Annotated in this window: 22 protein-coding genes; 5 read left to right on the top strand and 17 right to left on the bottom strand. The window is 43.3% G+C overall.

Going from position 1 to position 26847, the window contains the following annotated elements; all coding sequences use genetic code 11:
- Positions 1-49 precede the first annotated feature (49 nt).
- From BKN38_RS07510 to BKN38_RS07500, 3 genes are read left to right on the top strand one after another with little or no spacing between them, the layout of a single operon-like run.
- A complete protein-coding gene (locus tag BKN38_RS07510) occupies positions 50-1756 on the top strand; it encodes a DUF262 domain-containing protein (protein WP_143000242.1) in 1707 nt (568 codons plus the stop codon).
- Positions 1753-3996, top strand: coding sequence for a DUF262 domain-containing protein (locus BKN38_RS07505; protein WP_066457046.1), 2244 nt, complete (start codon positions 1753-1755; stop codon positions 3994-3996). The genes BKN38_RS07510 and BKN38_RS07505 overlap by 4 nt, the downstream gene beginning before the upstream one ends.
- Before the next feature lie 55 nt (positions 3997-4051).
- Positions 4052-4483: a hypothetical protein gene (locus BKN38_RS07500; RefSeq protein ID WP_066457043.1), complete on the top strand. Its 432-nt coding sequence runs from the start codon at positions 4052-4054 to the stop codon at positions 4481-4483.
- Between the two features lie 465 nt (positions 4484-4948).
- Here the strand turns inward: BKN38_RS07500 and recG are convergent, their stop codons facing one another.
- Positions 4949-6922: an ATP-dependent DNA helicase RecG gene (gene recG, locus BKN38_RS07495; RefSeq protein WP_233712826.1), complete on the bottom strand. Its 1974-nt coding sequence runs from the start codon at positions 6920-6922 to the stop codon at positions 4949-4951.
- Between the two features lie 221 nt (positions 6923-7143).
- On the opposite strand from recG, the gene gdhA reads away from it, so the two are divergent.
- Positions 7144-8496: an NADP-specific glutamate dehydrogenase gene (gene gdhA, locus BKN38_RS07485; RefSeq protein WP_066453223.1), complete on the top strand. Its 1353-nt coding sequence runs from the start codon at positions 7144-7146 to the stop codon at positions 8494-8496.
- A gap of 172 nt (positions 8497-8668) precedes the next feature.
- On the opposite strand, the gene BKN38_RS07480 is transcribed toward gdhA, so the two are convergent.
- The 15 genes from BKN38_RS07480 to BKN38_RS07405 all read right to left on the bottom strand — a co-directional run bounded on the left by BKN38_RS07480 (position 8669) and on the right by BKN38_RS07405 (position 24166).
- Entirely contained in the window at positions 8669-9835 is a 1167-nt protein-coding gene (locus BKN38_RS07480) for an acyltransferase (protein WP_070957764.1), read from the bottom strand.
- A gap of 89 nt (positions 9836-9924) precedes the next feature.
- Positions 9925-10941, bottom strand: a complete 1017-nt coding sequence (locus BKN38_RS07475) for an LptF/LptG family permease (RefSeq protein WP_066456442.1) — start codon at positions 10939-10941, stop codon at positions 9925-9927.
- A complete protein-coding gene (locus BKN38_RS07470) occupies positions 10938-12122 on the bottom strand; it encodes a prepilin peptidase (protein WP_066456439.1) in 1185 nt (394 codons plus the stop codon). Before BKN38_RS07470 ends, BKN38_RS07475 begins: the two co-directional genes overlap by 4 nt.
- Before the next feature lie 26 nt (positions 12123-12148).
- Positions 12149-12856, bottom strand: coding sequence for a protein-L-isoaspartate(D-aspartate) O-methyltransferase (locus BKN38_RS07465; RefSeq protein WP_066456434.1), 708 nt, complete (start codon positions 12854-12856; stop codon positions 12149-12151).
- A complete protein-coding gene (locus tag BKN38_RS07460) occupies positions 12844-13581 on the bottom strand; it encodes a carbon-nitrogen hydrolase family protein (protein WP_066456432.1) in 738 nt (245 codons plus the stop codon). The genes BKN38_RS07465 and BKN38_RS07460 overlap by 13 nt, the downstream gene beginning before the upstream one ends.
- Positions 13571-14632, bottom strand: a complete 1062-nt coding sequence (locus BKN38_RS07455) for a ribonucleotide-diphosphate reductase subunit beta (RefSeq protein WP_066456428.1) — start codon at positions 14630-14632, stop codon at positions 13571-13573. Before BKN38_RS07455 ends, BKN38_RS07460 begins: the two co-directional genes overlap by 11 nt.
- 305 nt (positions 14633-14937) lie before the next feature.
- On the bottom strand, positions 14938-15930 hold the full coding sequence (locus tag BKN38_RS07445; RefSeq protein ID WP_066456422.1) for a carbon-nitrogen hydrolase family protein: 993 nt from the start codon (positions 15928-15930) through the stop codon (positions 14938-14940).
- A 37-nt stretch (positions 15931-15967) separates the two neighbouring features.
- Entirely contained in the window at positions 15968-17221 is a 1254-nt protein-coding gene (locus BKN38_RS07440) for an HP0729 family protein (protein WP_066456420.1), read from the bottom strand.
- Between the two features lie 78 nt (positions 17222-17299).
- Positions 17300-18367, bottom strand: a complete 1068-nt coding sequence (locus tag BKN38_RS07435) for a carboxymuconolactone decarboxylase family protein (RefSeq protein ID WP_233712827.1) — start codon at positions 18365-18367, stop codon at positions 17300-17302.
- Between the two features lie 511 nt (positions 18368-18878).
- Positions 18879-20249: a metallophosphoesterase gene (locus tag BKN38_RS07430; RefSeq protein WP_066456417.1), complete on the bottom strand. Its 1371-nt coding sequence runs from the start codon at positions 20247-20249 to the stop codon at positions 18879-18881.
- A 316-nt stretch (positions 20250-20565) separates the two neighbouring features.
- Positions 20566-21192 carry a hypothetical protein gene (locus BKN38_RS07425; protein WP_066456415.1) on the bottom strand — a complete coding sequence of 209 codons (627 nt, stop codon included), beginning with the start codon at positions 21190-21192 and terminating at the stop codon, positions 20566-20568.
- A gap of 12 nt (positions 21193-21204) precedes the next feature.
- Complete coding sequence (locus BKN38_RS07420) at positions 21205-21852, bottom strand: hypothetical protein (protein ID WP_066456408.1); 648 nt, start codon at positions 21850-21852, stop codon at positions 21205-21207.
- Positions 21849-22832: a hypothetical protein gene (locus tag BKN38_RS07415; protein WP_066456406.1), complete on the bottom strand. Its 984-nt coding sequence runs from the start codon at positions 22830-22832 to the stop codon at positions 21849-21851. Before BKN38_RS07415 ends, BKN38_RS07420 begins: the two co-directional genes overlap by 4 nt.
- Positions 22833-22853: 21 nt before the next feature.
- The gene (locus BKN38_RS07410; RefSeq protein WP_066456404.1) at positions 22854-23480 is read right to left on the bottom strand and encodes a lysophospholipid acyltransferase family protein; all 627 of its coding nucleotides are present in this window, start codon (positions 23478-23480) and stop codon (positions 22854-22856) included.
- Between the two features lie 179 nt (positions 23481-23659).
- A complete protein-coding gene (locus tag BKN38_RS07405) occupies positions 23660-24166 on the bottom strand; it encodes a peptidylprolyl isomerase (RefSeq protein ID WP_066456401.1) in 507 nt (168 codons plus the stop codon).
- Positions 24167-24389: 223 nt separating this feature from the next.
- Between BKN38_RS07405 and BKN38_RS07400 the strand changes: the two genes are divergently transcribed.
- Positions 24390-25505, top strand: a complete 1116-nt coding sequence (locus tag BKN38_RS07400) for a hypothetical protein (protein ID WP_066456398.1) — start codon at positions 24390-24392, stop codon at positions 25503-25505.
- Positions 25506-26141: 636 nt separating this feature from the next.
- Here BKN38_RS07400 and BKN38_RS07390 read toward each other — a convergent pair.
- Positions 26142-26672, bottom strand: a complete 531-nt coding sequence (locus BKN38_RS07390) for an Abi family protein (RefSeq protein ID WP_070957763.1) — start codon at positions 26670-26672, stop codon at positions 26142-26144.
- Positions 26673-26847 lie beyond the last annotated feature (175 nt).

Raw genomic sequence — 26847 nt, 5'->3', positions numbered from 1 at the left:
CAAAAAAGGCTATAATGCGGTGGAAAGTTTGGAAAAAGGAGTAAGTGGAATGCAAGAAGTTGGTGCAGAAGCGAATGATACAAGCGCAAGTGGTGAAAAAGAGAATGATGCAAGCGTGGCTGGCGTAGTAGAAGCGGCTGGTGCGAAAATGAATGAGACAAACGCAAATGATGCGACAAAAACCGCGCTGGCTTGTGTGGTGAAGTTTGGATTTTTGGCAAAACCAAAATCTACAAACGATAAAAATAAAGAGATGGCAGAGTCTGCAAGCGACGAAACACAAGGGGCGGCAAAACCAGAATCTAGCGATTGTAAAAACCAAGAAGCAATCAAGAATATTTTTGGCGGGGACAATAACTTCACGCTTTCAATCCCATATTATCAGCGCCCTTATGTGTGGGGAGAAAAAGAAGTCAATATTTTGCTAAAAGATATAGAATCCCAGCTTGAGGATAAAAAGGACAAAGGCGAAACCAGCGAATCTTATCTTTTGGGAAGTTTGATTCTATGCGAAAAAACAGAATCTAAAAATGGAAGTCAAGATTCTAGCGAGCAAAAAGCAGAATCTAAAAATGGAGGCAAAACGCTTGAAATTGTCGATGGGCAGCAAAGACTCACTACCCTTGCGCTGATTTTGCATGCTTTGGATAAGGCATTGAACAATACTCCAAAAGCTGTTTTTTTAAAAGATTCTAAATTTGAGCATAACGACTCAAAAATAAATATTAAGCAAAATTTTAAAATTATCGAAAAATATTTTAAAACACACAAGGACAAAATACAAGATTTTAAAAACTTTCTAACTAACAACATCGAATTTGTCTGCGTGCTAGCGCCTAGCCTTGATGATGCGTTTATCTTTTTTGACAGCGCAAATGCTAAGGGCAAAAAGTTAGAAAGCTATGACTTGATAAAAGCCTTTCACCTCCGCGCATTGCAAAAAGATGATGATATTAAGCGCAAGGCAGAATTTTTTGAAAAACTTGCCAAAAAAGATGAAGGCAAATATATCCACACGCTCTTGAGCGAAATCCTAACTCCCGCGCGTGTGTGGCTAAAAGATTCTGAGGCAAGCAAAACCGCTTTGGAAATAAACGCCTACAATGAGTTTTGCCAAGAATATTTTGGCGATGAGCACACAAACCTTAAACACTCTGCAATAAATTTGGGAATCTTGCAAAGCTTTGCGGGCGGAAAAGATTTTTTCAAATATTTGCAAAAATTTAATTATTTCTATAAGCAGATAGAAAAACAACTAGAAAAACTAGGCAAAAATAGATATGAATTACTTTTGAGATATAATGATGGTGGGCTTGCCTATGCACAATATGTGTTTTTTATGGCCATAATGATTTTTTACGATAAATTTTACCGCACAAAAAAAGATAAAGGATGCAAAGATAAAAAAAGTGAGGTTTTTTACAAATATTTTATGCTGCTTATTATGCGTGCAAATTTTAATATTCTCATCGACCAAGATTCTATAGAAAAACAAACAGCAAGGCACATATACGCAAGCACAGCGCTAAAGCACGCCAAAAAACTTTTGCCAAAGCTTTATTTTACTAGCTTTGATAAAGAAATGGAGCGCAATTTGAAAAACTTTATCATTTTGCCAAAAGAAAAAGAATCTAACATTAAATACACAGCCTATGGAAAAGAGCTTATAAAATCTTTCAATAGTGATAAAAGAGTAAAAATTCTTGGTATTCCAGAATTTCCAAAAGCAAAAACAAACTATAAGGAGACAAAATGAGCAACACAAACAATGCAATAACAAAAAATCTAGCGGAACTAGTTGGAGAAAATAGAGAAAATTATTTTTTCTCTATCCCGGCATATCAGAGGCTCTATGCATGGGAACAGGGGCATATAGAGGCGCTGCTAAATGATATAAAAAATGCAAAGACAGAATCTAAAGAAGGCTATTTTATAGGCAATATTGTTGTAAGCTACAAAGAGAAAGAAAGAGAATTTGCGCTGATAGATGGACAGCAAAGACTTACCACGCTTTTTTTGATAGGCTTTTATTTGACTTTTAAAAAATGCGACAATTGGCAAAATTTTATTTTGCAAAACGATAAAAGCGGAGATAAACTGCGCATTTCTATGCCATGCAGAGAAATAGAGGAAAGCGCGCTTAAGGCTTTGGCAGCAAAAATAGCCAAACTACAAGATGCGGAAAGAAGCCAAAAAGGATATTTTCAAAAATTAATCAGTGAAACGCCAGCAGATATGCATACAAAAATCAAAGAAGCTCTAGAGTGCATACGCGCTTGGTTTGAGGATGCAGAATCTAATATTGACGACTTAGAATCTTTTGCCAAGTTTATTTATAACGATGTGAAATTTGTCTTTGTGGAGCTAGCGCAAGGCACGGATTTAAACCGCTTTTTTGTCCGCATGAATAATCGCGGCAAACAGCTTGAAAAGCACGAGATTTTAAAAGCTCGGCTATTGGATAAAATACGCAAATCCAATGGCGAAGGACAAGAAAATAATGAATGGCACATTTACGCCAAAATCTGGGATATATGCAGTGATATGAATAAATATATTTTTAAAAGCGCGGCAGATAGAAATATTTCAGGCGATAAAAATATCAGTGAGGGCAAAAGCATATATGATATTATAGAGCCACAACAAAATCAAGAATCTAGCGCAACAGGACAAAATGACGATAAAGGCAACACAGACAACAAAGATGATGATGCGCCAGAAAAATACAAATCAATCGTGGATTTTCCTACATTTTTATTGCATGTGTTTAAAATAGTTTTTGACAATAAAGCCTCAATCGACAAAGGCAAATTATTGGATATTATCAAAATAGAAAGCAATAAAACAGACAATGACAAGAAACAAGATGAGGCAGGCATGGCAAAATGCTTCATTCAGCATTTGCTCTTTTATCGTGTGCTTTTTGATTATTTTGTGGTAAAAGAAAAAATCGACAGCAAAGAGGGTGGCAGATATAAAATCCGAAGATTGTGCGAAGATAGTAAAGGGTATTTTTATATTATAGAACAATTTACAGAAAATGATAGAGATGACAAAAATGATAAAACAATTAAAATCTACTCAAATCTTTCTATGATACAAAACTATCTACGCGTGGCGCGCGCAGGCGATAGTCAAAATTACCACCATTGGCTAACGCCTTTTTTGAAATACTTGGGAACACTGCATAATGTGCTGCAAGATGATACTATTTCCAAAATACAATCTTGGCTAGAAAACTGCAAAAAAGGCGAGACAACCGATATAGAACAAGTCGTCATTGCAAGCATAGCGAAGCAATCCAAAAAAGAAAAAGAAGTAGAAAAACAAAAGGAAGCGCTTTTGGTAAATTTTCTCGAGAATCTAGACGCTGCACTTGCCTGCGAGCAATACAAAATCGAAACCAAGCAGAGCAATACAGCAGACTTGCTAGCTATTGCTAACAGCTATCCACAAGAACAAAAAATACAAAACAACAATAATAATTCAATAGCAAAAGATAATTGGGAATTTTTAGACAAAGGCACAGGCTCGCCACATTATTGGTTTTATCGCTTGGAGTATTATTTGTGGAAAAATCGCGCAAACAACAAACCCGAAGGATTTGAAGCAATAGCAGATAAATTCTACTTCCGCAGTCTAAATTCTATCGAGCATATCCAGCCACAAAGCAGGCAAAATGAAAATGGGTGGGATAAGACCGATGAAAACAATAACACAAAAACGAGAGTTATTGATATGTTTGGCAATCTGGCGCTTATTTCAGCGGGCTTTAACTCATCTCTTAGCAATCAAGAAGCTGGGACAGATAAACTGCATGACTTAATAAAAAAGGTAAATAAAGGTGATGTGGAAAGTCTAAAACTTTGGATAGTTTATTATCAACATATAATCCAAAACAATGATGAAACTAATCTAAAATGGAATTATGATAAGGCACAAGACCACAAAAAGCAAATGCTACAAATTCTAAAAACTCTTTTGCGCCAACGATAACAGCGCAACCAAAACAACCCCAGAATCCACAAAACCCCACCACATAAGGACACACATGGCACTAGCAATAGACACCATAGAAGACCACATCACAAAGACTGGCAAAAAGGGCTTTTGGCTATGTTTCAACCCAATATACAACGCCAATGTCATACGCAAACCAACCCCCAAAGGCGAACTTGATGAAAGCAAGACTTCGCAAAAAGACAGGGAGGAGTTTTTGGAATTTATGAAGGCTAATTTCCCAAACACAAAGCTGACAAATGTCTTTGACAGCATGCCGCCGGAGCATTTGATATATCCATTTTTGGGGAGCATTGCGGTGGATTGCGATGATGGCGATGAGGTGTATCGTGCGATAGATAGCAGATATATGGATGAGTTTATGCCAAAATCGCTAAATGTGGTGTTTTACTCCATGGAGCTAGAAACCGCACAAAGGCTATCAAAAGAACGCGCGACAATATTTGAAGGCGAATTTGGCTAGAATCTTAGAATCTTAGAATCTTAGAATCTTAGAATCTTAGAATCTTAGAATCTTAGAATCCAAAGCCCCGCCGCACAAAAATCTATGTAGCGCCTATCAAGACCATGCATTCTATATTCATTTAATAGAAGTGTCACAGCACTTCGCAATAACAATAAAAACAGAAGGTGCAAGATAAGCGGCAATTCAAAATAAACATCAAACACAAGTGGATTCTGCGCTAAAGCCAGTTAACACTGCGCCTTGCCATATGAATCGCCAATCGCCAATCGCCAATCGCCAAAGGCCATCAAGCGCCAAAATATATAATCACACAATCAGAATCTAAATGCTATTGATTCATTACAGCCACCAAATCTCGACAAATATTTTATTATGATTTTATTCTAGCAATACACACCAAATCGAAATTTATAAGGTGTTTTTTGTAGATTGACTCGCTTAACCCTATCGCCCACAAATTTATTAAAAAGTTATATTGATAATATTTTGCTCCCTATTTGCAATGTGCCACTCATTCGCGCGGTTGAAAATCGCTTCATCCTCGCTTGGATCTGCCCATATCCACTGATCGCCGCTTTGTCGTTTGCCGCTTAGTAAATCGCCGCTTTTGCGGTATCGCAAGTCAATCTGCGCTATGTCAAATCCGCTTAAATGCGTGGCAAATTCTTTGAGCCTGCTAGATTCTGCATGATTGGTGTAGAGATAGCAGTAGCCTTTTAGCCCATTGCGGCTGACGCGCCCGCGCAGCTGGTGGAGCGTGGCTAGCCCCAGTCGCTCGGGCGCGATAATGACGATGGTGGAGAGCTTTGGCAGTGAGATGCCTACCTCTATAAGCGTGGTGGCTAGCAAGATAGAGCCGTTTTGCGCGAACTCCTCTAGCACGCTTTCTTTCTCCCTATCTTGCCCAGATGTCACATACACGCGCTCAAAGCGGCTTTTCCAGAATCCCTCGCCCTCTTTTATCGAGAGATATTCGATGTTTTGGCTCTCTTCTACCAGCGGATAGATGAGCGCTACTTGATGCCCTAGTGCCACCTCGCTTTTGATGTGCTCTAGCAAATCTTTGAAGTCACTTTTGCTAATGATTTTCGTGGTGATGTCTTTGGGATAGGGTAGCTCATCGATGATGCTTAAATCGATGAGTTTAGATTCTAGCATCGCCATGGTGCGCGGTATGGGCGTGGCTGAAAACTGCAGGATATGGGGCTTTTTGGCATTTGCGCCATCACTTGCTAGCTTTTCTAGCTGGTGGCGCTGCTTCGTGCCAAACCTATGCTGCTCATCGCTCATCACAAGCGCTAGCCTTTCACCTTGTATATCGCGATACAAAAGCGCTTGCGTGCCGATGATAAAATCCACACTTTGTGCGAAAAGCCCATTGAGATTCTGCTTAGAATCCGAGCTTATAAGCGCGATATTTATATGCTTTGGCAAGTAGAGCTTCGCCTGCTCATAAAGCTGTCTAGCAAGCACGGTGGTGGGCGCCATGAGGAGTGATTTTTGCGGATATGCCATCATCACGCTAGCTAGGATTATCATCGTTTTGCCACAGCCCACATCGCCCATGATTAGGCGTTTGGCGGCTTTTTTTTGCGACAAGTCATGCGCTATCTCGCGACACACGCGCTGCTGCGCGCCAGTGAGCGTAAAAGGCAGAGAATCTACAAATCTTTGATAATCGCCATTGCAGATAAATTTCGCCTCAAAATCATGCCGCTTTTTGGCAAGCATGGAGATATGATAAAAAATCTCTACAAATTTCAGCGCATAAAGCCAGCGCCCGCCAAAGCCGCCATACTCGATATATGCGGACAAAAAGGCTTCATTTGGATTAAAAATATCAATAATAGATTCTGCCACCTCGCTTGGCAGGTCAAAAGTAGCTAGATTCTCGCGCGTGATGAGGCTAGAAGCGATACTTGCAAAAAGCGGACTAGGGCATTTTGTAGTTTTAAACTTTGGCAAAATCTTGCCTATGATTTGCGTGATTTTGGGCTGTATCATCGTATAGCGCGTGATAGAAAATGCGCTTTCTTGCTGGATGCTGCCCTGCACGATGAGCGTAGAATCTAGCGCGAAGGACTTTTTGAGATAGGGTTTGGGGTGAAAAAAAACAAGGTCAATATACTCATCCAAATCAAGCGCATACGCCTGAATCTTGCAAACTTTGGGAAACATCGCGAGATGACACACGCGGATACGCAGCGCCCCTTGCGCGCCGTTTTTTAGCTCGCGGATAGGCATGTTGTTGGTATAGCCGCTTGGCGCGTGGATGGCGAGCTCTAGGAGATGCGAGAATCCGAGTTTGGCGAGGCTTTTGGTGGTGTCTTGAGTGAGGTTTTTGGCGGCGTTTTGGGTGTCGGCTGGTGCGCTAGATTCTATGTTTGAGTTTGGCGCAGACTTGCTATTGTGAGGTGTATAAGGCATTGATTTCATATTTTTCCATTTTTCTATATTTTTTCATGGTGGTGCGCGCGACACGAGCACAAAGCGGGCAAAATAGCGCAAAAATCAAGGCAAATTATAATATTTTGCACCGCGATTTTTCAATAATTTCAAATAGATTTTGCAACAACGCCACGATTTCAAACGCCGATTTAACTTCCTTAAAGTATATTTAAAATATAATCGCTAAATCTACTTCAAAGGAGCCACACATGTCATATTCTGCACGCATCATCACCGCATTGCAAGCCAAAAACCCCGCACAAGGCGAGTTTCACCAAGCTGTCACAGAGGTGCTAAGCACGCTTCAGCCGCTGCTTGACAAAGAGCAAAAATACGAAAAATACGCGATTTTGGAGCGCCTCACCATACCTGAGCGACAAGTGATTTTTCGCGTCCCTTGGATTGATGATAGTGGCTCTGTGCGCGTGAATTACGGCTATCGCATCGAGTTCAACTCCGCTATTGGCCCCTACAAAGGCGGACTTAGATTCCACCCTAGCGTGAATGTGGGCGTGATTAAGTTTTTGGGATTTGAGCAAGTGCTTAAAAACTCGCTAACCACGCTTGCTATGGGCGGGGGCAAAGGCGGAAGCGACTTTGATCCAAAGGGCAAAAGTGAAAATGAAATCATGCGCTTTTGCCAAAGCTTCATGAGTGAGCTTTTCCGCCATATCGGCGCGCATACGGATGTGCCAGCGGGCGACATCGGCGTGAGCGGACGCGAGATAGGCTATCTTTTCGGACAATACAAACGCCTTACCAACCGCTTTGATGGCGTGCTTACTGGCAAGGGGCTAAACTGGGGCGGAAGCCTCGCGCGCACCGAAGCTACCGGCTATGGCTGCGTGTATTTCGCACAAGAGATGCTAGCAGAGCGCGGCGAGAATCTAGAAGGCAAAGTCTGCAGTGTCTCTGGGGCTGGAAATGTCGCAATCTATACGATAGAAAAGCTCTATCAAGTAGGCGCGCTGCCCGTGACTGCGAGTGACTCAAAAGGCATGATATATGACAAAGAGGGCATCGATCTAGCCTTGCTAAAAGAGATAAAAGAAGTGCGCCGTGAGTCGCTAGAAGAGTATGTAAAAGTGCGTAAAAACGCGCAATACACGCCTGCAAGCGCATATAAAGAAGGCACAAATGGCGTGTGGAGCGTGCCTTGTTTTGCGGCATTCCCAAGCGCTACACAAAACGAACTAAGCGCACAAGATGCCAAAACGCTGCTACAAAATGGCTGCAAATGCGTGAGTGAAGGCGCAAATATGCCTTCTACAAATGAGGCTATCGAGCTATTTTTGCAAGCCAAAATCTGCTATGGACCGGGCAAAGCAGCAAATGCTGGCGGTGTGGCAGTCAGCGGGCTAGAAATGGCGCAAAATGCGAGCATGAATCCATGGAGCTTTGATGTGGTGGATAAGCGACTGCATGAAATTATGAAAAATATCTATCACAATGCCGCAAATACTGCAAAAGAGTTTGGCGATCCGACAAACCTCGTGATGGGTGCAAATATCGCTGGATTCCGCAAAGTCGCGGATTCTATGATAGACCAAGGTGTGGTGTAAACCCCGCCCCGGCGTGTCTTTTTATGAAAGTTTTTGTGGGCAACTTCATAATATTTGCTTTTGGATAAAACTAAATTATGCCTAGCCCAAAACTTTCACTTAGATATAGACACTACAAAAAAGCGATACCACAAAATATCCTTCTGGACAATATCTCACGTAAATACAAAATCTAACTTTTATATAACAACTTTTTACCATAATTTATGCAAGGCTTTTCGATAAAGTTATGCGCTAAGTAGGCAATAAATACAATAAAGCAAATTGTTGCAAGAATATAAATATTGGCAGTTATGGCATTTGCAAATACGAGCATGTCTGTGCCATCCGCATAATCAACATATATGCCAAACTTAGCCACAACCTTACGTACAAAAAAATCCGAAATAGACAAACAAAACCAATGCGTGATATAAATAGCATAAGAAAGCGCGCCGAAGAAAGCAAATACTTTAGTCTCTAAAAAAGAGGTTATTACCCCCCCCCCCAAGAATTTATTATTAGCATAAGTTTTGCGACTATAAGATGAAAGTGCAAAGACTAGCACTAATGCATCAAATGCAAAAAGAGCGTATTTGTCAAGACCAAAATAAATAACGACAAAGCAAAGTGTCAAAACACAAACTTCTAAAATAGTAAAAATTATAGAATTTATATGAGTATTTTTGAGTCTATCAAAAATAAAATACATCAAACATCCGCTAAAAAAATACATTATGCCAGAACTTGTAACGATCTTAAAAAAATCAAAGAGATGAAAATATGCCAAAGTAGAAAGCAGCGCAAAAAGAGCATATCTGGTAAGTCTAGGGACAAACATAAGCAAGCCAAAAGCGACATATAAATACCACTCGACACTTAGACTCCACGCTGGAGCATTAAATGAAACATGGCTGCTAGAGTTAAGCCATGATTGAAGCAAAAGCAAATGTGGTATTATCTCCGAAAAATCATTACTACCGGTAAAAGGCTCATTTTTGAGCATGCCAAACTTGTGATAAGCCAAATATCTCAAGCATTCTAAAGCAAAAACAGCAATAAATGCTACCCAATAAAGTGGCAGAATCCTAAAAGAACGAGCAATTATAAAACGCCTGAAGCTAAAAGTGTTTCTATCATACACATAAGGCATAACAAAGCCACTTAAGACAAAGAAAAATGGGACAAAAAGCCACGCATTTTTAAAAAATTCAAATCTTGATACAGAATCCAATACCAGCAAATGGAATAAAACCACACTAATTGCCGCAATCCCCCTAAAACTATCAAGTGCGCCCAAATGAATGGGCTTTTGGTTGGTATTTATGCCTGTTTCTGATTTTTGAGTTATTTTATCCATTTTTTACTCCTTTATTTGTGCTACACCAATAAAAATGCCAATTATACAACAAAAGCCGACCAAGACACACCAAAAGACATAATACTGCATTAATACATCCTCGTGATGAATTTCCTATATAGCAGATATGATGCGATAAACCACGCGATAGGCAGTCCGATGATGCCGACAAATGGCGCGTTTTGGCTGAAAATATGCATCGCGATAAAATACCCGCCCACACTCACTAGCAGATACACATAGCTTAGATTTTTGTGAAATCGCGGATTTGCCACGCCAAAAAGCAGAATCAAAAACACGCTAGCCACCGGAAAAAGCGAGGTGATGAGCGCTTGGGCGAGGCGGCGCGCTTGCGTGTGGTTGCCCTCAAACGCGCTTTTCCAATACTCCCACAAATCATACGAGCTAAGATTTACCTCATCGACTTTGGTATTGACGCGCATCTGCGCAAAATCCGCGCGCTGCACCTCTTTGGCATCGGCAAAATACGCGCTGCCATTACGCAAAAGCAGCGTGAAAATCCCATCCTCATTGGTTATCTCGCCCTCATCCGCGATGATAAATGCCTCTTGAGAATCTAGGTTGCTAGAAAACAGCACCAAGCCCTCATAGTGCCTATTTTGCGCCCTATCGACATACACCAGCCAATCCCCGAGCTTCTGCCCAAACTCGCCGGCTTTGATGTTGATATTCACCTCCGCGCGCTTTTGCGCCATGAAGTTGCTATACGCGCTTTTTGAAAGCGGGATGAGCGCTAGCGAGAAAAACAGCAGCACCACGCTAGCCAGCACGCTAAGCCCGACAAATGCGCCTAGAATCTTGCGCGGCGAGACGCCAAGCGAGAAAAACACAAGCAGCTCATAATCAAATGAGAGCTTTGAAAGCCCCAGCACGCACGCGCAAAAAAATGTGATAGGGATGATGAAAAAAATCGCGTTTGGGATAGAATACAAAAATATCTGCCCCAAATCCCAAATATTTAGCTTGACAAACTGCGTCACCGTCGCAAGGCTGATAAGCAGCACGACAGAAGCGATAAAAAATAGCACCACAAAAAATGGCAGGAAAATCTGCGAAACAGAATAAAACAAATAGCGCTTCATCATAGCAGCGCTCCTACGAAAATGCCGACTATCAAGCCTGCCACGACGCAGGGGATGAATGGGATGGCAGTGCTTTTGGTGTCTTTTGTGTTTGGGGTGGCTGCGTGGAGGGTGGCAGAATCTTTGTTTGCGCTAGATTTAGATTCTGCGCTGGATTGCGCGCTTTGGTTTGGCGCGCTAGATTTTAGGCTAGGTTTAGATTCTGCATTTGCGCTAGATTCTGCGCGCATGCTGTTTGTGCGTATTTTTGCGGGGCGTTTTTGGCGCAAGATTTTAGAAAAAATCACTGCCAAGCTAGCGCATACACAACCCCAAAAAATACTCAAAAGCATATTTTCAAAGCCTATGATTCCGCTCATACTCGCGCAAAATACGATATCTGCCTCGCCGATGACTTGCCTATGAAAAGCCATTTTGCCAATCATATAAACAAGCGCCAAAAGCCCGGCACCTAGGAGTATATCGCGCCAAGTCGCTAGCATATCTAGCAGATTTGGCGCATTTAGAGGCGCGAACATATCTTGCACGCTAGGTGCGTCGCTAAAAATAAGCGGGTAGAATCCAGCGATAAATGCCAAAAATAAAAGTACTAGATTTTGCGAGTCAGGCACCGCAAAATACGCTATATCCCACACGCAAAGCGCGATAGTAAGCGCGACAAAAGCCCATATCCAAGCTAGTGCTAGCCAAGAATCCACAAACGCGCCAAAAAACGCGCAAAGCGCACCGCCTAGCGCGCACCAAAGGAAGATTTGGCGGCGGGTTATGTGGCTGGTGTGGCGCGCGTGGTTGGCGTGGTTTGGATGGCGCGCGTGGGTTTGGTGCTTTGCGTTGTTTTGGCAGTTTGTGTGGCTTGCATGATTTGTGTGGTGTGCTTGGGTTTGGTGTGCGGCGTGGATTTTGGATTCTGTGATTTTGGATTCTGCCAAATCTTGTGCGCGAGAATCCAAAAGCGCAGAATCCAAAAATATAGAATCCGATGATATAGATTCCAGCGCATCAGAATCCAAATCGCCCAAATCGCCTCTTTTATCCACCCTAAGCAAAAGGATGAAAATCAAAAGCACGCCAGCCACCAAGCCAAGCGCCCCGCGCAGTATCGCTAGCGCGCCGATATCTGACACGAGCCAGTCTAACGCCACATACTGCCAAAGCCCGCCTAAGATGATGCCAAAATCTTCCATTATCGCCCTATCGCCCCATCCGCCGCCTATCTCGTCACGCCAGAAAGCACAGGCACAAATAGGCAGCTTTCTAGGATTTCTTCATCGACGAGCGCGCCATTGCGCTTTTTGAAGCGTTTGATGACTTGCGCCTCGCCCTTAGTGCCTTGTGAGCCACCGCCAGCACCGCCCGCGCTAGATTCTACACCAGAATCCACACCAGCCCCATTAACTCCACCAACCATAGGCGCTACCAAAATCCCGCCCTCTTCTAGCTGATCGATGATAGCTTGCGGGACATCGCCACTCAAGCACGCAGAAAATAGTATCCTATCATAAGGCGCATATTCCGCCCAGCCACTTTGCCCATCGCCTAGCTTTGTGTGTATGTTGCTAGCACCGCTCGCGCGGATTCTCTCTTTTGCCTCGAGCAGCAGCCGCTCGATGCGCTCGATGCTAAAGACGCGGCGAAATATTTTTGAAAGCACCATCGCTTGATACCCGCTGCCACAGCCTATCTCTAGCACGCTATCACCGGGCGTGAGAAACTGCGTCATTTTCGCCACCGTAAGAGGCGAGGATATCCACTGATCCGCACCCATAGGCAAAGGATCAAGGCTATATGCCAAATGCCTAGAAAACTCCGGCACAAACGCCTCTCTATCCACAGATTCTAGGGCGTTTCGCACAAAAGGCTCCATAGGAAACACTTTGGCGATCTCATTACACATAAAATGCCCTTTTATTTGGTGCATTCCTTGATTCCTATGTTGATGTATTTACGCATTTTCTCTACTTCTGACAAATCGACTTTGGCATGTATCGCCTCTAGCTTATCATCCTTATGCACCTTGCCATAGGGCGTGATGATAGCGCTTGATTTTGCCATTTGCAGATTCGCGCTTCCGCTTGCTATGACAAAGCATTCATTGCCTATGGCTAGGGCTTTGCAGAGCGTCTCGAAGTGATCTTTGCGCGCTTTGCCCCATTGTGCGGGGATAAATATCATATCCACACCACGAAGTCTTTGCCAAAGCTCGATAAATCGCAGCTCAAAGCAAATAAGCGCGCCGCAAGTGATATCACCTATCCGAAAAGGGATGATCTCATCTAGCGCGCCCGCTGCGAAATGCAAATGCTCATCGCCCAAGAAAAATAGCTCATGCTTTGCTTGCTTATGCACGAGCTCGCCATTGTGGAAGACTTTTAGGTTGTTGTAGAATCTATGCTGCTTTTTTTCTATCATCGTAGTGATGATAGTTTTGTGCGCGCTTGCATCTAGCAGGGCTTTTGTCGCGTGTTTGCTAAACTCATTTGCCTCTTCCATTTTCTGATAGCAAAATCCTGTCAGCACAAGCTCGGGTGTCAGCAAAATAGAGCCATTTGCACTTGCTTTTAGCGCGTCTAGCACGCTATTTAGATTCTCTTCAAACTTCTGCTTTGTCTTTATTTGCAGTGTGTAAATATCTCTAAAAGTCATCGAAATTCACGCTCCCTTTTGAGTAGTTGGTAACCTTGCCTTCAAAGAAATTGGTGCGCTGGTCGTTGAAATTAGCAAAGCTATCCACCCATTTTATGGGGTTTGGAGTGTTGTAGATTTTGGGAAGTCCTACTTTTGATAGCCGCTCATCGGCGAGATATTCTATATATTTTCTTATGATATCTGGCGTGAGTCCTAGAATCTGCCCTTGCGTGATATAATCGCCCCACGCAGATTCCACATCCACCGCCTTTTTAAACATCTCGATGACTTCCTCTTCCAAATCTTTGGTAAATAAATCCGCACGCTCTTTTTTAAGTGTGTTTATAAGATGTTGAAACGCCAGCAGATGCGTCACTTCATCGCGCTGTATGAAGCGTATCATAGAGGCAGATGCTAGCATTTTGCCACTTCTTGCAAGCGTGTAAAAATAGCAAAATCCGCTATAAAAATATATACCCTCTAAAATCTGATTGGCATACAGCGCTTTTACGAAGTTGCGCTCGGTGGGATCATCAGCTAGCCCTATGTAAATATCTGCTATGTAGTCGTTTTTGCCCTTTAGCTGCGCATCCACGCGCCACATATCATATATTTCATCAGTGTTTGCGGATATGGATTCTACCATTACCGCGTAGCTTTGGGAGTGCAGCGACTCTTCAAACGCCTGCCTTATCAGCACGAGATTTATCTCTGGGCTTGTGATGAAGGGGTTTATATTGTCATTTAGGTTGTTTGTCTGCAGAGAATCCATAAAAATAAGCTGTGCTAGCGCGCGATCATAGCCTATCTTTTCTTGCTCGGTTAGCTTGTCGTGATAGTCGCGCTTATCGGCTGTCATATTCACTTCTTCTGGAAACCAAGTGTTATTTAGCATTGTTTTCCAGAGATTGTAAGCCCATTGGTATTTGATGCGGTTTAGATCAAACATCGCTGTGGGTCTGCCGCCAAATATTTTTCTATCATTTACGCTTTCATTGGAGCTTGGATCGTAGATTTTTTTGTGCGTTAGCTTTTTTTGTGCGAGATTTTGCAAAGTATCGTTTGGCATAATGTTCGTCCTTGATTTATGATTGCGCGATATGCGCGTGAAACTTGTAGTGTATTGTCATACTAGCGCTGTCGCGCCCACGATGCTATCGCAATCGTCCCTTATTGGTGAGGCGAAATTTTAGCCAAAGTTGCCTTATATGAAAATCTAAGCGCCAGAAAATGTTTGTGGATTTTGGATGAGAATCTGGGCTGGAATCTGGCGCGGAATATTGCTTAAAATCTCGCCAGAATCCGATTTTGTGCGCGGTTGTAGCGCATAAATCTCGCGCCAAATCTTGCGCTAAATTTTTGCCAAATCGCGCGCTAATCCGCGTCAAACACCTCTCGAAAGCCCCAGTCTTTCGCCATTTGCCAAATCTGCTCGCGCGTCAAAGAGACAGAGAGCATCTCTTCAGCATGCTCGAGATGATCCAAAATCTCGCCATTTGGCATCGCTATCAAACTATCGCCATAAAAATCCCAGCTCTGCCCCTCCACCTCGCTCCTGCCGATGCGATTGGCGCGCAAAATCGCGCAGCCACTGATGAGTGCGCGCATCTTGCAAAGCTCGCGCCAGCGCACATGCGAGTCAAAAGTATTTGCACTCGGCAGCACGACGATATCCACGCCCTGCTTTTGTAGCTTATACCAAATCTCATCGAAATGTATCTCAAAGCCAAACAACGCCGCGATTTTTAGCCCGCCGATACGCAAGATAAGTGGCTCTTTTAGCGGCTTTGGCGCGTGTGGCGCGTGTGGCGTGGATGCGCGCGGATTCTGCTTTGATGCGGGATTTGATGTAGCGTTTGGCGCGAGATTTGGCGCGGTGTTTAGTGTGATGTTTGCGAAAAATGCCGCCTCATTCCAATGCTCATAATTGATAAGTTTTTGTTGCAGATAGTAGGTGATTTTGCTAGATTCTGGGCTGATGTAGGCAAGCGCTTTTTGAAGTTTTATCGCCTTGTCTTTTGGCTGGTTTTGGCTGGTTTTGGCAGATTTTGCTTTTTGGGATTTTGAAGTTTGGGATTTTGGCGCGGATTCTGCGGATTCTAGCGTTTTAGATTCTAGTGCGCGCTTGATGATGGGCGCGAAAAAATGCACGCCATGCTTGCTAGCAAGCGTTTTTAGAAACTCTAGCTGGATTTTGGAGTGGCGCAGAATCTCATCTTTTGGCATCGCGCGCAAATCGGTGAAAAATGGGTTTAGCACATACTCGGGCAGCACCACCAGCGCGCCCTTGCTTAGCTTGTGGCAAAACAGCGCAAACCTAGAATCCTCAAGCGCGATGCTTGAATGCTGAAAAATAGTAATTTGCATAAAAGTCCTTTTATTATTTATTTGGCAAGCAGTTTGTCTAGCCTTGCTTGGCTTTTGCCTCTTTTGTCTTTTTGGCGAGTTTGGTGCGATAGTGGCAGAGCGAGGTGATAAGCCCGCGCGTGTTTATCCCCAGAATCTGCGCGCGGAAGTTCTGCGCTTTTGTCGCGTTTATGGGCTTTTCATGCACGCCAGAGTTGCGAAGCTTGGCGATGCTATCCATCTGCAAAACAAGCACTTTGTATATAAAAGTCTTCAAGCCATACTCCGCGTGAGTTTCTATCGGCTGTTTTATGAGCTCGTTGTTTAGCAGGTATTTGTAAGTCCCATAGTTTGGCTTGTGCGCGAAAATATCAGCCAGCGTGTATTTGCGCCCCTGCACTTCATAGGCTATCTCCAAAATCTCTGGCGCAATCATCGCTAGATGCGAAAACAGCTCACAAGCAAAAGCATGCATCTCGCGTTCTAGCGCTTTTGAATACTTCACAAGCGCGGAGGTGAAGTCATAAAGCGGGTTTGTGATATGCGCTTGAAACTCCATTTCAGCGTAGATAATATGGCTTAGCGTGTCGCCAAGCAGCGCATCTAGCGTCTCTTTGCCAAAGCAGTAGCGGCACAGCTCGGATTTGATACGCAAAAACTCCTCGCTCTCATACACCGCATCATAATGACGCAGCGCGCCCGCAAAATAATCGAGCGGATATTTTTGCTTAATGATGAGCGGATAGACATAAGAGTTGCCATAGATAGAGAATGTGCGCCAGCTATCAGGCGCGCTTATATCGCGCTGCACGAGCAGGTTTGCTAGGTAGTTATCGCGCACTTCTAGGAAGCTATCGCGCACGAGCTCTAGCATATCCTCGATGACAAACCACGCGCTTACAGGGAGATTTTCTTGCGCGTAATAATGCGGCACTAAGGGGATAAGCTCTGGCGGTAGGCTGGCAAATGGCGGATAGGATTCTGGGGTGGATTCTTTGGTATAAGATTCTGGGGCGGATTCTGCTTTTGTAGATTCTAGGGCGGATTCTGATGCGATGATGCGCGTGACTTTTGCCACAAAAAGATTGGCATAATCGCTCAAAAATAGCTGCGCGTGATTCTCGCTCGTAGTCGCTTGAAATATCGCATCAAGCGCGCCCGCATTTTGCCCCGCTTTGTCGCGCATGGTGGTGAGTTTGTCTATCTTGCCAAACACGACTTTGCCCTCGCGCTTCAGAATCTGGATGTGCTCTTGCATGGCGTGTTTGCGGTAGTATGGGTTGTAGAGTATCAGCAGGCTTAGATTTTGCATGCATATCCTTAAATATTTTTCAAGGCGCAATTTTAGCGAAATATCTTGCTTTCGTTGCAATTTGATGCTAGCAAAATATTATTTTTTAGTAAGCTCATCTATCGCGCTTAAAGCGTTTAGGGCTTTGGGATAGCCGATATAGGGCAAAATCGCCGTGACTGCGCCTATCAAAACGCCACGATCATGCCCTATGTTTAGGTTGCCCTGCACATGGGCTTTGACCTGTGAGTCCGCCCCGCCAAGGCTTGCCAAAATCACAAATGTCAAAAGCTCGCGAAACTCTAAACTAAGCCCGCTGCGCGTGTAATAATCGCCAAAGCAATTCGCGCTCAAAAAGTGGCGGATATGCTTCACATCCGCGGGCGCGCTCGCGTTGCCCTTGTCTATCGCCGCGCCAAAAAGTTTGCGCTGCGCCTCTAGCCCCTTTTGCGCTCGATTCTCGCGCGTGGTGGTGGAGGCGGGCGCTAGTGGCAGAGGGATTTTTAGCCTTGCAAAAAGCGCGTTGCAGGATTCTAGGATGCTGCGCGTGCGGGCAAAGCCGATGTAAGCAGTTGCTTGATAGATGATTTCTTTTATTTCAGAGGGCGCGATGCCAGCTTTCAAAGCGGATTCTGCGAGGTTTTCAAACTCCAGCGCGCCATCATTTGCTATCACTGCGCCAAGCTGCAGCTTCCATTTGGTAGGCGCATCGAGCGCGCTGTGAGAATCCACCTCATCATAGGCAAAATTCCAAAAATTCTCCATAAACTCCGTGTCGGTTTTGTGAAGCGCGATGTCTTGCTTGGTGGCGTATTGCTGCACTTTGCGCGCGGCTTTGTCGGTGAGATTTGGCGCGATGCTGGCTTTGGCTGTGGTGTTTTTCATGGTTTGCTCCTTTGGTGTGGTGTTTGTGTTTTTAGTTGCTGGTGCTTGTGGCGCGGATTTTGTGGATTCTGCGTTGAGGCTAGAGAGTGTCAAAACACTGCCAGCCACCATAAATGCAGAATCTCTAAAAAACTTGCGCCGCGTTGTTGGCTGGGATTGCTGGCTGGCAATTTGGCTAATTTGGCCGGCTTGATTGGCTAGTTCAGTTTGGCTAGCTTGGCTGGCGTGGCTGATTTGGTTAGTCTGCTCGATGTGGCTAGATTTTTTGGTGTGATTTTTCATCTTACTCCTTTTGAAATTTGTAAAATTTTGTGCTTGAGTCCAAAACGAATTTGAGAATTATAATGCATGATAGTAGCTATCTGTCAGGTAGAAAATGTGATTTTGCAAATAAAAAATGCGAAAAATATAGAAATATCAAAGCTAGATTCTAGAAAATAGCAGAATCTAAAGCGAGTAATATTGGGATAATCATCGCGCGCTTGCGGGAAACCAAAAGCAAGGAGTGAGAGGCAGTAAAATAGGCCAAAAGCAGAAGTCAAAAAGCTAGATTCTGCGCTGGAATCTAGAATCTGCTTTTATCTTTTTATCACTTCATCATCTTGCATACCCAAAAATATCTCACTAAATTTTAAAGTCTTGGATTCTGTATTTATGTGCTAGAATCTGATTTTATTTGACTTTGTGACGCGACTGGATTCTGACTAGAATCCAGCTTTGCGGTTTCGCTGTTTTGCGATTCTATCTTTTTGCTTTTTGCATTTTTGGATTCTGGCTTGGGATTTTGCCTAGATTACGCTGGGATGAGCTTTAGGCGGACGATTTCGCTTGGGGCGAGGAAGCGGATGCTTGGTCCCCAAAATCCAGCCCCCGAGCTTACATAAAGCTTAGTTTTCTTGCTTAGCTCATAGAGCCCATGGATATAGTGCTGATCGAGCCACACAAAAAACGACAATGGAAACACCTGCCCCGCGTGCGTGTGCCCGCAAAGCACCAAGTCAAACGCGCTGACATCGTTTTGGCGGATAAATTTGGGCTGATGCGCTAGCAAGATATTTGGCTTGTTTGGTGCTAGATTTGCCGCCGCTTTTTGGATGTCTGGACGCATTTTGCCAAAGCGCAAGCCCGCTAGGTCATGCACGCCAGCGATGTTGAAATCGCGCAGCTCTAGATTCTCATTTTCGAGCACGCGGATATTTAGCGTGCGTAAAAACGCCATGATAGGCTCGATGCCATGGTAATACTCGTGATTGCCGGTGACATAAAACACGCCCTCTTTGCTTTGGATGTCGTTTAGCAAGCGCAGCTCGCGCTTCAAAAGGCGCACATCATCATCGACCAAATCGCCCACAATCACCACCACATCGGCATCAAGCGCGTTTATCTTATCGATGATGCCCTGCAAAAAGCTAGCGCCTAGCGTCTTGCCGATGTGTAAATCGCTCACCATAGCGATGGTTTTGGGCGTCTTTAGGCGTGGCAGTGGGATCTCTAGCGTGCGCACGGGCGGGATGTCGAGCGCGTTTTTGCGACTTTTGATGATAAAAAAGAAAAAGAGCGCGAACACGCCTAAATCATAGAGGATTTTTAAAAATCTGCGGCGGGAGGTGGCGGGCGCGGTGTTTTGAGCGGTGGGGTTTGGCATGGCGGGGCGCGCGGTGGCAGAATCCATTTTTGCAGAATCTAAGTTGGCGGATTTTGCGCCGATAGAATCCGCGCCGCCAGATTCTGCGCCTATAGATTTTTGGCTAGCAGATTCTTGGCTTTTGGCTTGCGTAGAAAAGCGCGAGAAAATCCTAGATTGGAAAATGTTTTTGACAAAGTGGCGCAGGCGCGCAAAAATTGGCGAAAAAAGCAAAATCCTAGTGCCTCCGCGCAAAACATCTGCGACCACGCACGCCACAAACAAGCAATACGAAGCCACGATACACCCGCCCAAAATGCCATAGATTGTCTGCTCGAGATCTAGCATCCCCAACGCCTTGAACGCCCTTTGCGCGAACCAAAACCCAACTTCTAGCGCAAAAAGCAGCGCCAGCAAAAATATAAGCAGTTTTCTGTGGTTTGCAAAAATAAAAGTGTGTCGCAAAACGCGCCTATAAACATAGATTTTGGTAAGCGCCAAAAACGCAAAAATCACGCCAATAATCGCAAGTATCTTCATATAATCGCCCCTATTTATGATAAAAATCGTTTAAAATTTCGCGCACAGATGAGCCAGACTAGAATCTAAAAAGCCTAGAGTCCTAGCAAGCTAGAGAATCTAAACTAGAATCCAGACTAGAATCTAAACGCAAGGCTTTAAAGCGCGTCAAAATACCAAAATATTAAAACGCCAAACCTAGCCAAAATCTTGCACCAAAATCTCACGCCAAAAACCGCCCCAAAATCCGCACAAAAAACCCATGCTAAATTTTGCGCCAAAAACGCCATTATAAAATAAAATTTAGATTCTGCTGCTTTTTAGCACAAAATATAAATTATTTCGCTTTGCCAGCGTCGCTAGATTCTGCTTGCAAAATCTCTTGCGTGCGCTTTTTTACCTCAAAGGCATTTTGCTTCACTTCGATGCCAAACACCACGCTATACACGCCAGATTGGATATTTGCGCGCTGGATTTGGATGGGCGGATTTATCACGATGCTAGCATTTAGCTCATCAAACTTGCTAATAAGCTGCCAAACTTTTTCGACATTATCAGTCTGGGTTTTGAAAATATAAGAAATGCTTTTTGTCTCTTCTTCTTTGTTTATAATTTCTGGGCTGCTTTTGATGTCTATGATAGTCAGATATTGCGATATAGCCGCTTTTATATCATCAAATGTCTGCGTGTCATAAAATTTGGCAAGTGAAGGTTTATTTTCATCTCTAAAATCAACGATGCGTTGCAAAGAAGTGTCATATCCTTTTTTTATTTCATTATAGATTATTTTTTCTTTGCGCTCGATTATATATTGGGATTTGAATTTCAAAATCGTAGGCCACAAAACATAGCTAAAAAAGGTAAGTATCGCGCTCACATAAAGCACAGAAAAAATCATATTGCGCAATATTAAATCTGTATCCATTTTGCCAAAAGATGATTTGCGAGAAAATATTTTTTTCATTTTTTGCCTTTATCACTCATCACTAGAATCCGCGCTAGAGCCAGCATCAGAATCTGTGCTAGAATCTCTAGCGCCACCAGCGCCACCGCCAGATGATGCGCCACCAGCGCCACCCACGCTCGCGCCAGCTTTTTGCGCTTTTGGCGCGATTTGCGGTGCGATAGGCGTGTTGCTTATAGAGACGAACTCATACCAGCCATTTGATAGCGCATAAAAGCTTACATTGGATCTGCCAAAGTTTGCTTTGAGCGGGTCTTGCAGCGCAAAATAAAAAAACTCTTTTGAAGGTGTGACGCCTTTTAGCGTGAGTGTGGATTCTCCTATCTCGATGAAATGCAGTGTGATTTTATCCGGAATCAATGCCAGCAAATCATAGATTTTATCGCGCCTTATGTCGTTTTTGTCGATGCGCTGATTTATCAAAGCCACCTCATAAGACAACCGCTCATAATACTCATCCAAGTCTTGGATATCGCTTTGCAAGCGCTTTTGCTCGGACTGATACTCGCTCGCCCGCTCCATAGACGCGCCAATCTCTTGGGTCAAAAACACATTTGCCGCCAGCAAAATCACCGCTGTGAGCGCAAAATACAGCCACCAGATTTTAGTGACTTTGGCAAAAATATGTTTGGCTTGGGCTCTAGTAAAGCTTAGCATCATCGCCCTCCTAGCTCTTTTTTGGCGAGATGTATGAGTGTGTCAGGCAGGTCAAAATCCCTTTTCACCGTCTCTATCAAAATCTCTTTAGTGATATACTCAAACGCCTGATCGCTCATCTTGCACGCATCCAAAAATATGATTTTATCGATAAACTCGCCATTATAAATGGGATTTTGATAATACTCTTTCACCGCATCGACTATTATTTTGCTGATGATTTTTGCCTTTGGCATATCATCATAAATGATTTTCGTCTCTTCGAGATTTGGTATAAACATATCTGTCTGCAAATGCTCAAGCGAAGGGTCTAGCTCGATTTTGGCAAAATCATCAAAATCATCATCTAGCGAAAAATCCTCGAAGTTTTTTAGCTCTATAGTGGGGCGCTGCTCTTCTTTGCTATTTAGTATCGCCACCTCGCCCTCCGCGATAAAAAACCCGCTAAACTCCGCCTTGCCCCTGTGTGCTACCATGAGTGCGACATTGCTACGCTGCAAAAGCACATAGATATTATTGCCAAGCGTTGGGTAGTTTTGCACATTGTCATCTATCATGAGAAATGGAGAAAACAAAAAATCCACGCCGCCTATTTTTTCAAAACCCCTCACCGCATCTTTTATCATCGAGCGCTTGGCAAAAGTGCGTATGCTTTCCGTGCTTACTATCTCGCACTCGCTAGGCTTGATATTGCCTACGAAAAAATCTTTTTTATGATTGTTTTGCAAAATCACGCCTTGTGCTAGGCATTTTAGCATAGCGCTCACATAGGTGAAAGGATAGGCGCGGCGGTATTTACGCACGATTTTCACCGCTTCCATGGGGATGTTGTTTTCATGCGTTTTAAACTCTTTGACAAAAGATTCTACTTGCCTTTTGTTTTTGATACGCACGACTTTTATGAAGCACGAAGCCGCATCGATATTTATCGCGATAAATACCTTGCTAAAAAATGGCGATAAAAAAGAAGTAAAAATCCCCAAAGCCAAATCCTCGCTTGCTTGCTATGTATTTTCTATGCGCTTTTTTATTATCTCTCTCGCTTCTTGCAGGCTAAGAGCAGAATCCAGCACAAAACCTTCGTGCATATAATAGCATATTTTCCCAAAAGGCAAAGGCAATCTAAACCTATCCCATGTCCCAAACTCATAATATCGGCTAGGCATCACGCGACAAATACTAATCTTTTTGCCAGTTTTTTGCGACATCATGATGACACCATCAGCGACATGGTGATATGGACCGCGCGGACCATCAAGCGCTATGCCTATGTCTGCGCCATCTTTTAGCGCGCTGATGGACTGCACTAGCACGCGCACGCCGCCTTTGTTGCTGCTAGAGCCGGTGCTACCCCTAATAGCTCGGAATCCAAAAAGCTCGCACATTTTGGCTATCAGCCCGCCATCAAAATGGTTGCTTGAGATGATAAAGACATTTGGCTTTTTACGCAATTTGCGGTATAAAAAAGGCATCATCAGCATCTCGCCATGCCAAAACGCAAGCACTACATTATCATCTTTGACGCTATCATCGAAGTAAAATTTATTTCTATTCAAAAGATAAATGCACCACGCGAGAGCCCAGCCGATGCGCGGGATGATGATCTCTATAGCTCGCTTTTTCCAGTCCATGATGTCCTATTTCTTTTGGATTTTAGATTTGCGCTTTGCGTTTATTTGGTGGCCTCGCGCTTGTTTTGGCAGATTTGCGCCTCGCGCTTGTTTGCGATGCGCGCCTAGATTCTGCAAATCCGCGCGCTAAACAGCGCGATTACTTTTAGATTCTGCGCTTTAGATTCTATAAGCAGAATCTATACCTCTTTTGCATTTTCTAGGATTTTTATGTTGAGGATTTTGTCATTTTGCTTTAGCGTATCTAGCACTTTGAGACTCTCATCATCCTCTATCTGCCCAAACACCGTGTGCTCGCCATCAAGATGTGGCAGATCCGCAAAACACAAGAAAAACTGACTCCCGCCCGTATCCCTACCAGCATGCGCCATCGATAGCGCGCCTCTTTTGTGGCGGTGCGGGTTGTTTGCCAGCTCGCATTTTATCCTATAGCCCGGACCTCCGGTGCCATCGCCTCTAGGGCAGCCACCCTGCGCGACAAATCCAGCAATCACGCGATGAAATGTAAGCCCATCGTAGAATCCACTCCTTGCAAGCGTGGCGAAATTTATCACCGCTTGGGGCGCTTCTTTTGGGAAAAGGCGCACATTTATTATGCCTTTATCGGTGTAGATTCTAGCGATTTGGCAGGATTCTAGCTCCTCATCTGTGGGGGTGAAAACTTTTAGCTTTAGCTCATCTCTCATGGCTATGCTCCTTTTTTGGATTTGCCCTTTTCTGGGATTTTGGGATTTGTTTGAGATTTTGCAAAGCATCGATTTGGTATAGTTGCACTCAACACAAATAAATACTTTAATGTAAAAATTTACATTTAAAAACGGCTGATTTTACCGATTTTGTCCTTACTATATTCTAAAGCAAAGGCGCGCGGGCGCAACAAGCGCAAAGCACCACCACAAAAGGCAAAAAATGCAAAATACTTTTTCTTATCTTGCGCGTCACATTTTGCGTTTATGCCAAATCGGCGCGCTGGCTGGTGCTCTGGCTAGCGTTTTGAGTGGCGCGCTCTTTGGCATCGCCTATGCTTCAGAATCTGATCTAGATGATCCGCTAGAATCGCTGGAGCACAAATCAGATTCTGGCAACTCTAGCAATGCTGGCGCTTTAGATTCTGGAGATTCTGGCAACTCTAGCACTTTGGATTCTGGCGCGCAAAATATCGCACGAGAATCTAGCACAAAAGAATCCGCCACAAAAGACTCTAGCACGCGAGAATCCAGCACGCAAGATTTGCCAAGCGCACTAGAATCTAGAGCAAACGCCCCCGCCACAAGCGCCAAAGATTCTCAAAACATCGTAGAAAAATGGGGCGAGCGCGATTTTGCAGAAATCCAAAAAGACTTCCCTTGGATAAAATCCGTGGGGCTTGCGATGGTGTCTTTTGATGATGGAAGCTTCCGCAGCGGATTTGGCGTGCTTTTGCCAGAAAATATTTTTCTCACATCCGCCGAGCTAGCGCACAACGCCTCCACATATCCCAAAAATATCCTGCTAAAAATGCGCGATGTGAGCGCTGGGAATCTCATCTGCGTCGCCCAGCTACGCCTAAAAGCGCTTGACAAAGTGCGCGGGCTAGCGCTGCTAGAAATCTCTGGCTACACCGATGACTACTGCAACCTGCGCTCACAAAGCTACTACCACAAGCAAATCATGCAAAACAACGCCTATGACATCACCAAATACAAAGGCGTCAAAACGAGCGATTTTTACACCGTCACGACTTCTTTCAACGCGCCAAATATCAGCGTGTTGCGCTTTGAGGATGCTAAAAATAACGCGACAAACGATCGCGCATCAAGCGATTATGCGCAAGGCGATCACGCGCTACCTATCAAAAATGATCAAAAAATCGTCTTTGGGCGTCCATTTTTCAGCAAAAGCGGCGAGCTGCTAGGCATGGCGACGATGCCAAATGACGCGTTTAGGCCAATCATCATAAGCCGCCAAAAGATACAAGGCTTCCTCTGCGAGCTTGACAAAAATGGCTTCCAAGTGAGCGATTTTACTACGAAGATTTGTAGATAGGCTTTGCGAGGAAATTTGCGAGAGAATTTGCAGGTAGGTTCTATATAGCTAGGCTTTAAAGTGCAAGATTCAAAAACAAAGAAGCTGTTTTTAATCGTAAATCTTGATTAAAAACGAGCTTCCGCTAAAAATGTCTAAACATTTTTTTGTTCTGTCCCGCGATTGTATCAAAAAATATTTAATGTCACCTTAACTATAAAATTAAAACATTGGCTAATATCATTATTTTTGTTAAAATAATCTCTATGCTTCCTAGCCCTTATAAGAAATGCAAATACCTTTCTTTTCATTACTCTAAACATCTTTGGCGGACATAATTCTTTTATAAGAAAAAGTAGGCATATGCAATCATGAAATAGCGGTTTATTTAGATAGACGATTTTATTGTTCTTATTAAAAATCCCCATTTTTCTGATTTTTGATGATAATTGTTTTGATCTGCTTAAGGCTTTATCGGGGGAACTACTTAAATTATGCAAAATACAAAAATTATGAGCTGCGGCATTTCTTATTTTGGAAATTTCATTTATAAATTGTTTTTTTAGTTTTTTATTCTCCCTAAAATAAAAACAATAAAAATTGACAAATTCAGAAAAGCTTAGTATTTCTATGAAATTCCATACAGCAAAATCATTTTTATATACTTAAAAAAATTTTTTTATAGTATTTTGCAATCAGTTCTTGTTGGTAAATATTTGGTTTATGCCCTTTTTCGTATCTCTCCAAAGCTCGAGGCTTATTCTTTGGATTTTTTAAAAAGCTTTTTACTATGCTATACCCATCTTCTTTATCATTATTGCTACAATGTGTATTTATTTGCGCTTTTAATAGGTGTTCGCAAGCAAGACACAGTTCTAATATAAGCGCTCTTAGTAGCGTATCCAAAGTGCTTAATTCCCTCAAGTATGCAAAATCCAAGTTTATATATTTATTATTTTTATCTTTTTTATAATTTTTAGTAAAAGCTTTTAGTTTGAAAAAATAATTACTTTCTGTCAAAAAAGTTTTTGCATCAGACTCTGAATAATATTTGAAAGTAATGCCTAAGTTTTTAAGGCACTCTACTTGTTCATCTATATTAAGTTTTAGCTTTTTTGTTTGCAGACCAGCTTTCTTATTTAAAAGAGAATAGAGTGAAGCAAGAGATATTTGTTGCCCCAAGTTCATAAAAACCCACCAACATTTTATTTAATTTAATTTTGCAATTTAAAAGCAAATCATTGTATCGTAGTCGTGTCTCAAAATCAATACCAAACAAACAAACTTGGCTAATCCATATTGTGCTCAAACCTTAAGACCATTATCTTTATATACCGCCTAGGCGATTTGCTCTTGACAGGGG

This window comes from Helicobacter sp. CLO-3 (assembly GCF_001854545.1).
Lineage (GTDB): Bacteria > Campylobacterota > Campylobacteria > Campylobacterales > Helicobacteraceae > Helicobacter_B.
The sequence above is the reverse complement of the archived record's forward strand: the minus strand, read 5'-3'. Positions and strand labels throughout refer to the sequence as shown.

Excerpts from the sequence above, each read along its gene's own strand:
- BKN38_RS07440 (WP_066456420.1), bottom strand. The coding sequence starts at position 17,221 with ATGCAAAATCTAAGCCTGCTGATACTCTACAACCCATACTACCGCAAA.
- BKN38_RS07460 (WP_066456432.1), bottom strand. The coding sequence starts at position 13,581 with ATGACTTTTAGAGATATTTACACACTGCAAATAAAGACAAAGCAGAAG.
- BKN38_RS07405 (WP_066456401.1), bottom strand. The coding sequence starts at position 24,166 with ATGAGAGATGAGCTAAAGCTAAAAGTTTTCACCCCCACAGATGAGGAG.
- BKN38_RS07445 (WP_066456422.1), bottom strand. The coding sequence starts at position 15,930 with ATGCAAATTACTATTTTTCAGCATTCAAGCATCGCGCTTGAGGATTCT.
- BKN38_RS07455 (WP_066456428.1), bottom strand. The coding sequence starts at position 14,632 with ATGCCAAACGATACTTTGCAAAATCTCGCACAAAAAAAGCTAACGCAC.
- BKN38_RS07420 (WP_066456408.1), bottom strand. The coding sequence starts at position 21,852 with ATGATGCTAAGCTTTACTAGAGCCCAAGCCAAACATATTTTTGCCAAA.
- BKN38_RS07480 (WP_070957764.1), bottom strand. The coding sequence starts at position 9,835 with ATGGATAAAATAACTCAAAAATCAGAAACAGGCATAAATACCAACCAA.
- BKN38_RS07410 (WP_066456404.1), bottom strand. The coding sequence starts at position 23,480 with ATGGACTGGAAAAAGCGAGCTATAGAGATCATCATCCCGCGCATCGGC.
- BKN38_RS07470 (WP_066456439.1), bottom strand. The coding sequence starts at position 12,122 with ATGGAAGATTTTGGCATCATCTTAGGCGGGCTTTGGCAGTATGTGGCG.
- BKN38_RS07465 (WP_066456434.1), bottom strand. The coding sequence starts at position 12,856 with ATGCACCAAATAAAAGGGCATTTTATGTGTAATGAGATCGCCAAAGTG.
- BKN38_RS07435 (WP_233712827.1), bottom strand. The coding sequence starts at position 18,367 with ATGAAAAATCACACCAAAAAATCTAGCCACATCGAGCAGACTAACCAA.
- BKN38_RS07505 (WP_066457046.1), top strand. The coding sequence starts at position 1,753 with ATGAGCAACACAAACAATGCAATAACAAAAAATCTAGCGGAACTAGTT.
- recG (WP_233712826.1), bottom strand. The coding sequence starts at position 6,922 with ATGAAATCAATGCCTTATACACCTCACAATAGCAAGTCTGCGCCAAAC.
- gdhA (WP_066453223.1), top strand. The coding sequence starts at position 7,144 with ATGTCATATTCTGCACGCATCATCACCGCATTGCAAGCCAAAAACCCC.
- BKN38_RS07390 (WP_070957763.1), bottom strand. The coding sequence starts at position 26,672 with ATGAACTTGGGGCAACAAATATCTCTTGCTTCACTCTATTCTCTTTTA.
- BKN38_RS07425 (WP_066456415.1), bottom strand. The coding sequence starts at position 21,192 with ATGAAAAAAATATTTTCTCGCAAATCATCTTTTGGCAAAATGGATACA.
- BKN38_RS07510 (WP_143000242.1), top strand. The coding sequence starts at position 50 with ATGCAAGAAGTTGGTGCAGAAGCGAATGATACAAGCGCAAGTGGTGAA.
- BKN38_RS07430 (WP_066456417.1), bottom strand. The coding sequence starts at position 20,249 with ATGAAGATACTTGCGATTATTGGCGTGATTTTTGCGTTTTTGGCGCTT.
- BKN38_RS07475 (WP_066456442.1), bottom strand. The coding sequence starts at position 10,941 with ATGATGAAGCGCTATTTGTTTTATTCTGTTTCGCAGATTTTCCTGCCA.
- BKN38_RS07400 (WP_066456398.1), top strand. The coding sequence starts at position 24,390 with ATGCAAAATACTTTTTCTTATCTTGCGCGTCACATTTTGCGTTTATGC.
- BKN38_RS07500 (WP_066457043.1), top strand. The coding sequence starts at position 4,052 with ATGGCACTAGCAATAGACACCATAGAAGACCACATCACAAAGACTGGC.